9 protein-coding genes, 1 tRNA gene, 2 pseudogenes and 1 other annotated feature are annotated in these 13,804 nt (G+C 43.2%); all 12 genes and pseudogenes read right to left on the bottom strand.

From position 1 onward, the window contains the following. Positions 1-31 precede the first annotated feature (31 nt). The 12 genes and pseudogenes from leuB to racE all read right to left on the bottom strand — a co-directional run bounded on the left by leuB (position 32) and on the right by racE (position 13,798). A pseudogene (gene leuB / locus M5V91_RS27765) lies at positions 32-1,143 on the bottom strand (3-isopropylmalate dehydrogenase). Positions 1,144-1,253: 110 nt separating this feature from the next. After that, positions 1,254-2,798, bottom strand: coding sequence for a 2-isopropylmalate synthase (locus M5V91_RS27760; RefSeq protein ID WP_009333173.1), 1,545 nt, complete (start codon positions 2,796-2,798; stop codon positions 1,254-1,256). Further along, on the bottom strand, positions 2,785-3,807 hold the full coding sequence (gene ilvC / locus M5V91_RS27755; protein WP_009333174.1) for a ketol-acid reductoisomerase: 1,023 nt from the start codon (positions 3,805-3,807) through the stop codon (positions 2,785-2,787). The genes M5V91_RS27760 and ilvC overlap by 14 nt, the downstream gene beginning before the upstream one ends. Positions 3,808-4,011: 204 nt before the next feature. Further along, positions 4,012-4,530: an acetolactate synthase small subunit gene (gene ilvN / locus M5V91_RS27750; protein ID WP_009333175.1), complete on the bottom strand. Its 519-nt coding sequence runs from the start codon at positions 4,528-4,530 to the stop codon at positions 4,012-4,014. After that, positions 4,527-6,248: an acetolactate synthase large subunit gene (ilvB, locus tag M5V91_RS27745; RefSeq protein WP_217032755.1), complete on the bottom strand. Its 1,722-nt coding sequence runs from the start codon at positions 6,246-6,248 to the stop codon at positions 4,527-4,529. The genes ilvN and ilvB overlap by 4 nt, the downstream gene beginning before the upstream one ends. Before the next feature lie 80 nt (positions 6,249-6,328). Beyond that, positions 6,329-6,584, bottom strand: a binding site (T-box leader). Positions 6,585-7,050: 466 nt separating this feature from the next. Further along, positions 7,051-7,127: transfer RNA gene (locus tag M5V91_RS27740), tRNA-Arg, on the bottom strand. Between the two features lie 144 nt (positions 7,128-7,271). Further along, on the bottom strand, positions 7,272-7,790 hold the full coding sequence (locus M5V91_RS27735; protein ID WP_019383250.1) for a metallophosphoesterase: 519 nt from the start codon (positions 7,788-7,790) through the stop codon (positions 7,272-7,274). Continuing rightward, a pseudogene (locus M5V91_RS27730) lies at positions 7,787-8,396 on the bottom strand (XTP/dITP diphosphatase). The gene M5V91_RS27735 and the pseudogene M5V91_RS27730 overlap by 4 nt, the downstream one beginning before the upstream one ends. Position 8,397: 1 nt before the next feature. After that, positions 8,398-9,168, bottom strand: a complete 771-nt coding sequence (rph, locus tag M5V91_RS27725) for a ribonuclease PH (RefSeq protein WP_009333179.1) — start codon at positions 9,166-9,168, stop codon at positions 8,398-8,400. Positions 9,169-9,343: 175 nt separating this feature from the next. Continuing rightward, entirely contained in the window at positions 9,344-10,411 is a 1,068-nt protein-coding gene (locus M5V91_RS27720; protein WP_009333180.1) for a GerMN domain-containing protein, read from the bottom strand. A gap of 169 nt (positions 10,412-10,580) precedes the next feature. After that, on the bottom strand, positions 10,581-12,722 hold the full coding sequence (recQ, locus tag M5V91_RS27715; RefSeq protein WP_251174731.1) for a DNA helicase RecQ: 2,142 nt from the start codon (positions 12,720-12,722) through the stop codon (positions 10,581-10,583). Positions 12,723-13,003: 281 nt separating this feature from the next. Continuing rightward, positions 13,004-13,798, bottom strand: coding sequence for a glutamate racemase (gene racE / locus M5V91_RS27710; RefSeq protein WP_019383254.1), 795 nt, complete (start codon positions 13,796-13,798; stop codon positions 13,004-13,006). Positions 13,799-13,804 lie beyond the last annotated feature (6 nt).

Below are 13,804 nucleotides of genomic sequence, written 5' to 3'. Positions count from 1 at the left end.
GCTGAAACTGTGTCCAGCCATCATTTCAGCTTTATGCATAAGCCCCCATGATATTTAGAATTGCTTCGTTATCCAAAAGGGTAGCCTTCACCTCTTCAATCATTTCAGAAGTAGTTACCACCTTTTTTCCAAATGAAACAATATCTCTTGTACGATAGCCAGCTTCAAGTACTTGATTAACAGCATTTTCAACCGCTTCAGCTTCCTCTTCCATTCCGAAAGATAATCGAAGCATCATCGCTGCTGATAAAATCATGGCAATAGGATTGGCTGCATTCTTCCCTTGAATATCCGGTGCTGAACCATGGATTGGTTCGTATAAATATGGCCCATTTTCCGAGATACTGGCAGAAGGAAGCATCCCTAAAGAGCCAGTCAATACAGAAGCTTCATCGCTCAAAATATCACCAAACATATTTTCCGTTACTACAACATCGAATTGCTTCGGATTTTTAATCATTTGCATCGCTGCATTGTCAACAAGCATATGCTCCAATGCCACTTCCGGATATTGCTTTGCAATTTCCTCCGCTACCTCTCTCCACATTCGGCTTGATTCCAGAACATTTGCCTTGTCAACAGAAGTCACCTTGCCACGGCGGCTTCCGGCAAGTTCAAAGGCCAGTTTAATGACTCGCCGCATTTCTTCTTTTGATAAAACAATGTATCTACCACAGCATCTTTTCCGTTTTGCTGGGTCCTCTCGCTTGGCTTTCCGAAATACAGGCCGCCAGTTAATTCTCTGACCATCAGCATATCCACACCTTCAATTACTTCATTTTTTAATGGAGAAGTATCAGAAAGGCTGGAATAATATTGAGTTGGCCGCAGATTTGCATAGAGATTCAATTCCTTTCGGATCTTCAAGAGACCCTTTTCAGGACGAAGGTGGGGAGGCTGCCGGTCCCATTTAGGCCCTCCAACCGCTCCCAGCATGACCGCATCGCTTTCTTTGCAAAGCTCCAGCGTTTCATCAGGCAGTGGAGTTCCGGCTGCATCAATAGCAGAACCGCCAATTTTGCCATATGAAAATTGGAATTGATGTCCGAACCGTTCTCCAACGGCCTGCAGGACTTCAATTGCTCCCTTCACCACTTCTTTGCCGATCCCATCTCCTGGAAGTACTGCGATACGTTTTTTCATTTTTAATCCCTCCGTCTGTTTTTTTGTTTATTCTTATAGATTATTGTTTTGGTTATTGATTTCAGCACGGGGCACTATAGCAAACCCGCGGGGAGGAACAGGAGCTTCTATTAATTCGCCTCTACCGCTTGCGCCTGTGCTTTTTCTTTCATATATATCACTCTATTAACAGCGTTCAAGTAAGCCTTTGAGGAAGCTTCGAGCACATCCTGAGCCAATCCGCGGCCGCTGGTTTCCACTCCTTCGTAGTTCAGCTTTACATAAACCTGAGCTAAAGCGTCTCTACCTGCCCCTACGGATTGAATGCGGTAATCAAGAAGGTTAGCTGTTCCATTCAAGCATTTTTCCAATGTGTTATACAGAGCTTCTATGCTTCCTGCTCCAGTACCGGCTTCCTGGATCACTTCGTTATTTGATCCTGACAGAGTAACAGTTGCCGTTGGAACAGAGTTCGTGCCATATTGAATTTGGATTCCGATCAAATCATAGAATCGTTGTTCCTTGGAGAGCTTCTCTTCAAGTACAATGGCTGCAAGGTCATCGTCTGTCATCTCTTTTTTGCGGTCAGCCAAATCCTTGAAAACTGTGAATAGCCGGTTTGCTTCTTCATCTGCTACTTCAAGCCCCAGTTCACTCAGACGATTTTTAAAGGCATGGCGTCCAGAGTGTTTTCCAAGCACCATGGAATTGGATTGGAATCCGACTAGATCAGGGGAAATAATTTCATAAGTTGTTTTTTCCTTCAGTACCCCATCCTGGTGTATTCCTGATTCATGTGCAAAAGCATTTCTTCCGACAATCGCTTTATTGGCTGGTACCACCATGCCTGTCAGCTTGCTGATCAGGCTGCTCGTTCTGCTGATTTCCTGAAGATTCAGACGGGTGGAAGCCTGATAATGATTATTTCGGATGTAAAGGGCTACCGCCAGTTCCTCCAATGCCGCATTTCCTGCTCTTTCACCAATCCCGTTGATAGTGCCCTCAATCTGTGTTGCTCCATTTTCTATAGCTGAAAGGGAATTAGCTATGGCCATTCCCAAGTCATCATGGCAATGAGCTGATAAGGATACTTTATCAATAGAAGGAACATGATTTCTTAAATATTGAAAAATCTCTCCATATTCCTGCGGTGTTGTGTATCCCACAGTATCCGGTATATTAATGATCGTCGCCCCAGCCTGGATGACCTTTTCAATTATTTCAGCAAGAAAAGGCAATTCCGTCCTGGTAGCATCCTCCGCAGACCACTGGACGATCGGGAACTTTGAAGCAGCATACTTAACTGTTTCAACTGCTGTTTCAACCACTTCTTCTTTCGTTTTCTTTAACTTATATTGTCTGTGAATCGGAGAGGTTGCCAGGAATGTATGTATCCTTGGCTCAGCCCCGTCCTTTAATGCTCCCCATGCGGCATCTATATCAGAGATAACTGCTCTCGCCAGGCCTGTGACCGAGCAATTATTAATAGTCTGGGCAATTTTCTGAACAGAAGCAAAATCACCTTTTGACGCTGCAGGAAAACCAGCTTCAATAATATCAACATTCAAGCGCTCCAGCTGTCTGGCAATTTCTAACTTTTCGGAAAAGTTAAGGTTTACACCGGCCGATTGTTCGCCATCTCTTAAGGTTGTGTCAAATATCTTAATTGTTCGCACTTACGACCACTTCTTTCTTCTTGCTGCTATTGACAAACGGCATCATCTTGCGAAGCTCTCTTCCAACCTGCTCGATCGGATGCTCATTTTCTCTCTGATTTACGGCATTGAATACCGGTCTATTTGCCTGGTTTTCCAAAATCCAGCCTTTAGCAAAATTGCCTTCCTGGATATCTTTCAAAACTGCCTTCATTTCTTCTTTCACTCTTGCATCTACTACCCGCGGGCCGCTGACAAAATCTCCCCATTGAGCAGTATCTGAGATGGAATAGCGCATTCCTTCCAAACCGCCTTCATACATAAGGTCAACGATGAGTTTTAGCTCATGGAGACATTCAAAGTATGCCAGTTCCGGCTGATACCCAGCTTCTGTAAGAGTTTCAAATCCTGCTTTCACCAAAGAAGTCAACCCGCCGCATAGCACTGCCTGTTCGCCAAATAGATCTGTCTCGGTTTCTTCTTTAAACGTTGTTTCTAATGCACCTGCGCGAAGAGATCCAATGGCTTTAGCGTAAGCAAGGGCCAGTTCCTTCGCTTCTCCCGTTACGTCCTGATGGACTGCAAACAGTGCTGGGACACCTGCATCCTGTTCATATGTTCTTCTGACCAAATGGCCTGGTCCCTTAGGTGCTACAAGCAGTACATCACACTCTTTTGGAGGCACGATCTGATTAAAATGAATATTAAATCCATGAGCAAACATTAATGCCTGGCTTGATAGATTCGGTTCAATTTCTTCCTTGTATACTTTTGGCTGGAGTTCATCCGGCAATAAGATCATCACTACATCAGACTGTGCAGCAGCCTCAGCGACCGAATATACCTGGAAGCCGTCTTCTTCTGCTTTTTCCCAAGACTTCCCTTTTCTAAGGCCGATTACAACTTCAACTCCGCTGTCCCTCATGTTTAACGCATGCGCATGTCCCTGAGAACCATATCCGATAACCGCTACTTTCTTTCCGTTTAAATAAGCTGCATTTGCATCTCCGTTATAGTACATTTTTGCCATGTTTTATCTCCCTCTCCTATTAAAATTTATTATTGTAGTGTTTCTTTTATCAATGCTGTCCGTTGATTTCCGCTCCAGGCTGCTCTCTTTCCGCGGGGCGGGCGGTGAGCCTCCTCGACGCTGCGCGTCTGCGGGGTCTCACCTGTCCCGCTACTCCTGCAGGAGTCTCGCACCTTCCGCTACAATCAACTCAGTAATTAATAATTAAACAATTGAATATGATTTGGACTGCTGGGAAGTACGCTGTGTTCCTCTTGGGAATGCCGTTGTTCCCGTCCGGGCAAGCTCTTTGATTCCATAAGGTTTAATAAGTTCAATGAAAGCTTCTACTTTATCAGATTCACCTGTAATCTGAACAGTCATGCTATCCTTGCTGACATCTATGACAGAAGCTCTAAAAGGTTCAATCAAAGAGTATATTTCATTTCTTGTATAAGGGACCGCCTGAACTTTTATGAGGGCGAGCTCCCTTGCCACTATCGACTGATCCGTGATATCAGTCACTTTTATCACATCGATTTGCTTGTTTAGCTGTTTCGTAATTTGTTCACTGGCACTGGAGTCCTCAACATGGACCACACAAGTGATGCGCGACATCCCTTCATGTTCAGACAGCCCAACTGAAATGCTTTCGATATTAAAGTTTCTTTTGGAAAATAAATTCGTGATTCTGTTTAGCACACCCGGCCGATTCATAACAGTCAGGCATATGACTCTTTTCATGGTTTTACACCTGCCATTTCATGAAGTCCTTTTCCAGGCGCAATCATCGGATACACGTTTTCATCCGGATCCACCCGGAAGTCGATAAGTACTGGTTCGCGGTTATGAAGCACTTCATCCAATAACTCTTCAGCTTCTTCTTCAGATTGAATGACATATCCTTTTATTCCGTAGGCTTCTGCCAATTTTACGAATGATGGCTGTACTGGAATTTTGCTGTGAGAGAAACGGGATTCATAAAATATCTCCTGCCATTGCCGGACCATGCCAAGGGCCATATTATTAAAAATGATAATTTTCACCGGCAGGTTCATTTCCTGTATAATGGCAAGCTCCTGCGTTGACATTTGGAACCCTCCATCTCCGCAAATAGCGAGTACGCATGCTTCCGGGTCGGCCAGCTGAGCTCCGATGCTGGCAGGGAAACCAAATCCCATTGTACCAAGCCCTCCTGATGTCACCCACCTGTCTGCCTTATTAAAGCGGTAGTATTGGGCTGCCCACATTTGATGCTGTCCTACGTCTGTTACGACGATGGCATTCCCTTCCGTTTTTGAATGAAGCATTTCCATGACTTTCTGGGGCTTCAATCGTCCAGACTCTTTATCATAGAAATATGGATATTCCTCCTGCCACCCCATGATGGTTTCCATCCATTCTTTATGGGCCGGCGGTTTTCCATCCTGCAGAATCAGCTGCTCTAGAGCTTCTTTTGCATCTGCGACAATCGGAATGGAAGTCGGAACGTTCTTGCCGATTTCAGCAGGATCAATATCAATATGGGCGACTGTTGCATGTGGTGCAAAATGCTGTAAGTTTCCAGTTAATCTGTCATCAAATCGGGCTCCAATATTTATCAGCAAGTCACATTCTGTAAGTCCCATATTGGCTGCATAACAGCCATGCATCCCTGCCATTCCGATAAATAATGGATGATCTGCCGGGAACCCGCCGAGGCCCAGGAGTGTGTGAATTATAGGAATTTGCTGCTGCTCCGCATACTCTTTTAATTCTTTGGATGCTCTTCCATGAAGCACGCCCGCACCAGCCAGGATGACAGGCTTTTTCGATCGGCTGACCGCTTCAGTTAATTTCCTTATTTGCAGGTAATTTGGTTTTAATGTCGGCTGATATCCCGGCAGATTCACTTCCTTTTCTTCCTCAGGCTGATCTGAAACTCCCGCAGCGATGTCTTTAGGTATATCGATCAGTACTGGTCCTGGCCTGCCGGTTGAAGCTATATAAAAAGCTTCTTTAACAATTCTCGGGATATCTTCAATGCTGCGGACCTGATAATTGTATTTTGTAATTGGAGTGGTTATCCCCAGGATATCTGCCTCCTGAAAGGCGTCTGATCCAATGACTCCCGTTGCCACCTGGCCTGTAAAAACAATCAGCGGAAGTGAATCCATCATTGCGTCCGCAAGCCCGGTAACAATATTAGTGGCTCCTGGGCCTGAAGTGGCAATTACAACGCCCGGCTTTCCAGATATCCGGGCATACCCTTCAGCAGCATGAATTCCTCCCTGTTCATGACGCGGCAGCACATGAAGAATCTCTGAATGATACAGTTTGTCGTAGAGTGGAAGAACAGCTCCTCCAGGATAACCAAAAATCACTTCAACATTTTCTTTCTCCAAGGCTCTTAATAACAGATCAGCACCGGTGACAGGATGTGTCTCCGTTTTTGTTTCTGTTAAGGCAGCTTCCTGCAGCATTTGTTGATAACCTCCTCATGTTTATATAATTCCAATATAAAAAGCCCTTCCACCCCTAAAGACACCTATCGATTGTAGGTATAAGGGATGAAAAGGCTTTGATAACCTGTTCCACGGTACCACCCTGATTCACGCTTATAGTGCGTGCACTCATGAACAGCCAAATGCTGTCCGTTTTGATAACGGGTGAAGAACACCCGGCAGCCCCTAATCGATCATCTTTCAGGACTGCGCTCAGAGGTGAGTTCATTTTAAGAGGGCATTACCGGTTTTCAGCAGGTCCGGCTCTCTGTGAATGCCTGTCATAAAACTACTTATCCTCTTCTACGCTTTTCATATTCTGATTTCAACCACATTACACTAACGCTTTAAACCGTTGAATTATTAAATAAAAAAACCCAAGAAGCTTATTACAAGAATGTTTTCACTAAGATGAAGGTTATAATTCTATTTAACTTAAAGGTGTGAATTTCTTATATTGAGGACTATCTTACGCCCATTTTTATCAGCCGTCAACACCCTTTTTATGAATTATTTGATAATTTCGATTAGTCTGTTTTTGTGTATCCGCTTACATTGTTGATATATTCACATTCTCTGGGACAAAAAAATTTTAGATAATTTTTTTATGAAGGGGTATAACAGCTGAAATTGGTTTAAATTTAAGAGGTTTTAAAATGGCTTAAGTACTGAAGGTTCCACTGGCAGACTACTGTTATTAAAACTAAATTAAAAATAAAAAAACTCACCAAAAAGGTGAGTAAGAATTCGGTAAGATATGTAGTGCTGCCAGATGTGTAAATGGCGTCCCAGGAGAGATTCGAACTCCCGACCGACGGCTTAGAAGGCCGTTGCTCTATCCAGCTGAGCTACTGGGACGTATTGAATATTTTTTCTTGATTGAGATTAATTAACTCAACGACAAGATTTATTATATTAAACAAATGTTAAGAAGTCAACACTTTGTAAGATATTTTTTTATTATTGAGGGAAGACTGGCTTCCCTCAGTTATTATATTCAAATTACTCGCTTTTTACCAGTGAAAAATTTTGTGTCAGTTCAGGAATTTTCCCATTAGATAAGTCATACACATCCAGTGTAACATCCTTTCCCCTGGCTTCCAGTATGACATATGTTTTTTCCTTTCTTCCTCTGGGCAGCCATATGCTTCCGGGGTTAATAAATAATATCCCATCGGACATTTCAGCTCCCAGACCGTGTGAATGGCCAAAGCATACGATATCTGCTTCCATTTCACGTGCCTTGTATGATAGATTCATTAAGGTAGACTTAACGGAATATCTGTGGCCGTGTGTGACGAAAAAGCGGAGTCCCCCAGCTTCTTCTACTCTATCCTCCGGGAACGCTGCCTCAAAGTCACAATTTCCTCTTACAGCAGCGTAGCCTCTTAATGAGTCATGATCTGCCTGAAGCTCAGAATCTCCGCAATGAATCATCAAATCCATATCAGGATGCATTTCGCGGATTTGGCTGAGTTCAGAGGTTAACCCATGGCTATCACTGACTATCAGAACCTTCATGAGTTCTCAGCTCCGGTCACAAAAGAAGGAAGCAGCTCCTCCAGCTTTTTGAGAGCATTCGCCCTATGGCTGATCTGGCTTTTTCCTCCGGCATTAATTCAGCCATTGCTTTGTTTTTTTCTTCTGTAAAGAAAATAGGATCATAGCCAAATCCATTAGTCCCTCTTTTTCTCTTAAGATATGGCCTTCACAAGTTCCTGCAACTGTTACAGTAGTTTTTCCGGGTGCAGCGATTGCAAGAGCACAATAGAACCGCGCCTGCCGCTTATGATCCGGAATACTTTCGAGCTCATCCAGAACCTTTTCCATGTTTTTCTGGTCGTTTTTTTCTTCTCCTGCATAGCGGGCTGAATAGATGCCTGGCTTTCCTCCAAGCGCATCAATGATCAATCCTGAATCATCGGCAATTACCATTCTTCCAAAAGCTTCAGAAACGGCTTCCGCTTTCAGAATGGCATTCTCTTCAAACGTGCTTCCTGTTTCCTCTACATCGTGAAAATCAGGATAATCCAGCAGCGTTTTAACTTCATACCCAAGAGGTTTGAACATCCGTTCAAACTCTCTGGCTTTGCCTGCATTTTTAGTAGCGATAATCACTTCCTGCATGCTATGACCTCCCCTCCAGCTTTTCTCTTTTACTTAGAATACTTTCTGTGATTTTCTCTCCAAGCGCAGCCTTTTGAAACTCAAACAGCTCTGATATCCCTTCCTGTGCAGCACCCAGCATTTCCTGCAGCTGGGTATAAGAAAAAGTCGCTTCTTCTCCCGTTCCCTGAAGCTCCACAAACTCACCGCTGCCAGTCATAACGACATTCATATCTACTTCCGCTGAGGAGTCTTCAATATAATTCAAATCCACTGCAGCCTGCTTATTTTTAAGAATTCCCACGCTTGTGGCAGCAAGGAAATCATTGATTGGGTAGTGAGCAAGCTTCTTGCTGCTGTACAGTTTATCCATCGCCTGTGACATAGCGACAAAGGCTCCTGTAATAGATGCTGTCCGGGTCCCTCCATCCGCCTGGATTACGTCGCAATCAAGCCAAACCGTTCTTTCGCCAAGCGCATCAAGATCCACCACTGCGCGGAGAGCACGGCCGATCAGACGCTGGATTTCCATTGTTCTACCTGAGATTTTCCCTTTTGCCGATTCCCTGATGTTTCTCTGTTCGGTTGCTCTTGGAAGCATGGAATATTCAGCTGTTATCCAGCCTTTCCCCTGTCCCCTCATAAAAGGAGGGACCCTCTCATCGATACTTGCTGTGCAAATCACCTTCGTGTCTCCCACAGTTATAAGCACAGAGCCCTCAGGATGCTTTAAGTAATCTGATTCAATATGTATAGGCCTAAGCTGCTTCGGTTCACGTCCATCTGCACGCATAAGCTGATTCCCCCTTCTTTTCCATATGTAAAAAAATAATTTATCCAGAGCATCGCCCTAAGTATGTTTTTGTCCAGGTACATTGGCATGCCTTCATTTTACCAACAAAGAAGAGGCGGCATTAAATGCCAACCTCTTTTTCCTGTTATTATATAGTATAACAAAATCTGCTCTATTAAAAACTTCCTGTATTCACATTTTCAGGACGGGTTACAGGCTCAGATAGTTTTTGGCCATCCTCATTGACAATCTCTGCTTTGCCATCGACTGTGACAGCCACGCTTTCGATGCCCTTTTGTTCGGTCAGTGAAAGGACAAGTGTATTCAGCAAGTGCTTGGAAATCATTTTCTCTTCGAAGCTGCTGAAAACATTCTCATTGAAGTTTAATGTGACTTTTCCTTCTTCAACTTTTGGAGCCTCAAGCAGCTCTACATCCGGAAGGAAGTCTGTCACCAGATTGGAAGCATAGTTCGGCCCCTTTATCAGTTCGGATACAACCGCTTCAACTTTATTGTCCATATCATTGCTGACACGCTTGGTGACAGGCACGTAATAATAGTTTTCTTCATCCCCGCCCAGATAATAAACGGTAACCGGCTTCGTATTCGTGATATCCACTACTTCCGTTGTATCCATGTTTATTCCATTGGCTCTGCTTAACGCCGAACTGACCGGAGTGCCATTCACAGGCATCTCCTTTAATTCATGTCCGTTTAATGTCAGCTTAACTTTATCAATGGAATCAAATTGTGTAAGTGTCCAGGTTACTGATTGGAGAATTTTCTTTTCATCCTCCTTAGCATATTCCTTAAATTCTTTTGAAAAATCGACGGTTGCAACTTTATCTTTAATATTTACCGAAACTTTTGTATCAGCCGGAAGGACTGCACGGAAATCATTAGGAAGAAATTCTGTAACAGGACCGTTTTCTACCAGGTATTCTAACGCCTGTGTAGCAACTGAATTAGTTTTTGGCAAGTCAATAGTCTGGGGAACGACATACCCGTTCTTATCAATCAAGTAAAGCTCTGTTTTAAGATTTGCCGTAACACCCTCTTCATTTTCGGCTGTTTCTTTTCCAGCTGTTTCTTCGGCTACACTCTCGCCTTCATCGGTATAAGATACTGCTTTTGGCGGATCGACCTTTTCCTTCCCCTGGCTTCCGAACAATCCGCATCCTGATAATAGAACAGATGATACCAGCACAGCTGACACTATAGACGTTTTTTTATTTATAGACATACATAATCCCCCTGAGACAGTTTGTACTACATGTATACGAGCCTATCTGAAATTTAGACCGGCTTTTGGGATAAAAGTGTTAATAGATTTTTGACAAATTTGGACAAACCGAAAGAAAGGTTTGAAATGGCATCCATTAAAAAAGAAGCCCCCATAAGGAGCTTCTTTGTCATATTTGTTTCTGCAGTTCATCTTTTACCAGGACGGCTTTGATTTTAAAATAATCTATTTCTTCCGGAAGTTCTTCTTTGATTGGTTTAAGTTTGTCTCTTCCAGCTTTTTCAGCAGCCTGTAAAACGAGCTTTTCTTCAGTTTCATTGAATATTTCTGACCAGTCAATTACATTGCCTTCTCTGACAGAGCGAAATATATGCTCTTGAATTGTTATCGGTGAGAAATTTCGCTTTTTGGCTATTTCTCTTATTGAATCTCCATCCTTGTAATAGTCAAAGGAAATCAGGTAGCTTGGGCGATCATCTATTGGTTCCTCTGTTTTTGAAGGTGCTTCTGCAGCCGGATTAGGCGAAATATTATGTTCTTCGGCAAACTCTCTGATAGCCTGGATAAAGTCTTCCCCATACTTTTCATACTTCATTTGCCCTACACCTTTAATATTTAACATCATTTCCTTGCTGACTGGAAAATACCGGCTCATTTCTTTTAATGATGCATCAGCAAATACTACGAAAGGAGGGACATTTTCCTCATCTGCAAACTTTTTCCTGAGCTTTCTCAGCATCTCGAAGAGCTCAATGTTTTCATCTGTTTCCTGAACAGGCACCGGTTCGCTTATTTTCATAAATAATCTTTTCTGCCCCTTCAACACGGGAACCGCACTGGCTGACAGCCTTACTGTTGGATATTTCCCATCTGTTAAAGCCAGATAGTCCTCGGCCAGAAGATAGTTTATCATATCAGCAATCTCTTTTTCTTTGCGGTTTTTCAGCAATCCAAATGTTGAAAGTTTATTAAAATTCATTTCGCGGATTCTCTTATTATTGGAGCCTTTTAAAACCTGGGCTGTCAAAGTAATGCCAAATCTTTCTCCCATCCGCTTAATGCATGAGAAAATCATTAATGCTTCCTGAGTAATATCCATGCTTGTCCGTTCATCCAGACAGCTGCTGCATTTGCCGCATCGAATAGGATCGGCATTTTCATCAAAATATTCAATGATATAGGACTGGAGACATTTTTCTGTATGGCAGTAATTCACCATATCCTTTAGCTTGCTGTATTCCTGCTCCATTTTTTGTTGATTCAGACTGCTCTCCTCTATCAAAAACTTCTGCAGCTGGATATCCTGAGGGGCAAACAGCAGGTAGCATGTACTATCCACGCCATCTCTGCCAGCCCTCCCCGCTTCCTGATAATAGGCTTCAATGTTCCGCGGAAGATTATAGTGGATGACAAATCTGACATTGGATTTATCAATCCCCATTCCAAAAGCATTCGTGGCGATCATAATGTCTGATTCATCGTATACAAAGGAATTCTGTGCTTCTTTTCGTTCTTCTTCCTTTAAGCCTGCATGATACTTGGCAGCTGAGCAGTTCTTGCTTTTTAAAAATTGGTACAGCTGGTCCGTTTCCTTGCGGCTTGAAGTATATATAATTCCCGCTTCGTTTTTATGTTTCTTTATGGTCTGCAATATAAAGTCCCTTTTGTTAACACCTTTCAAAACGTGGAAAGATAAATTCTCCCTTGCAAAACCGGTAATAAACGTATGTTCCTCTCCTATGTTTAAAAGCCTGCGAATATCCTCTGCGACGTCACGTGTTGCTGTTGCTGTCAAAGCAGCGATTACAGGTTTCTGGTACAGGCTGTTTAGCTCTTCGACAACGGAACGATAACTTGGTCTGAAATCATGTCCCCATTGAGAGATGCAGTGCGCCTCATCAAAGACGATAGCACTAATTGAAATATCGTTTAATAATTCCAAAAAGGCCATGGAACCAAATCGTTCCGGCGCCACATACACGAGCTTATATTCACCATTGCGTATTCCGGCCATAACATGCTGATACTCAGCTGAAGACAGCGTGCTGTTGATAAAAGCAGCCGGGATGCCGGCAAGGCTAAGAGCATCTACTTGATCTTTCATCAGGGAAATTAAGGGAGAGATCACAATGGCCGTTCCGGGGAGTACAAGAGCGGGTATTTGGAAGCAGATTGACTTTCCGCCTCCAGTTGGGAGAATGCCAAGAGTATTGTTTTGAGAAAGGATATTTTGAATAATATCCTGTTGGCCAGGGCGGAAAGAGGTATATCCAAAATATTTTTTCAGATAGTTTTCGGCTTGTGCCAGCAAATTGATCACCAACTCAACTAATATAATTTGTCTATCATTCTCATGATACCAAAGCTTTTTTAAAATGTAATCCTAAAAGAAAAGCGGAAGCGCCTTGCCCGCGAAGGAACGCAGACTAAGAACGCCACGTCCTGTGGCAACGTCTGCATGACCCCCATCCTGGGGGCCTCACCTCGAGGGGCTGGGCAAGGCGCTGGAGCTAGACAGTTATCCGCGTTCAAAATTTTATACTTATCTTAAAAAAACACCTTCTGAAAAAGTTCAGAAGATGTCTGCATTTATTAAAGCGATATTTTTTCTACGGTATTTACGGGAGACCCCAGCCATTTTGAAGCAATTTTAGAAAAAATGGCTGTTGAGCCCGTTGTGCAGAATTTATATTCAGGGTTCTCAGCAACAGCTTTTAGCATTCCATAGTGATGCAGAATGGTACTTGCTTCCCTTGCTGTTTCCTCACCGGAACTGATGACATTTACGTCTTTTCCCATTACATTTTTTATAATTGGTTCTAATAAAGGATAATGGGTACACCCGAGAATGAGTGTATCCATTCCTTTGCCTTTAATAGGCTGAAGAGTCTCAGCCACGATTTTTTTGGCAACAGAGCCTTCATACTCCCCGCTCTCTACAAGAGGAACGAATTTAGGGCATGCCAGACTATGCACATCAGATCTCCTGTTTAACTGAATCAGCGCATTTTCATATGCCTTGCTTCTGACTGTGCCTTCTGTGCCAATGACACCAATTTTATGATTTTTTGTTACTTTTATAGCTGTTCTGGCCCCAGGGAAAATGACACCGATAACCGGTATCGTGAGTTCCCTGCGTATTTCTTCAAGGGCTACAGCAGTAGCAGTATTACAGGCAATGATCAGCATTTTAATATTTCTTTCAAGCAAGTATTTCGTCATTTGCCAGGTAAAAGATTTTACCTCGTCACCAGGCCGGGGGCCATAGGGGCATCGGGCTGTATCTCCAAGGTAAACAATATCTTCATTTGGCAGCTGCCGCATGATTTCTTTTGCGACTGTTAAGCCTCCGACTCCGGAGTCAATAATTCCTATAGGTTGTTTCACAAGTAC

The sequence above is a fragment of the Cytobacillus pseudoceanisediminis genome (genome assembly GCF_023516215.1).
In the GTDB taxonomy this organism is placed as follows: Bacteria; Bacillota; Bacilli; order Bacillales; family Cytobacillaceae; genus Cytobacillus; species Cytobacillus pseudoceanisediminis.
Note: the sequence above shows the minus strand (reverse complement) of the source record. Positions and strands in the feature narration are given on the sequence as shown.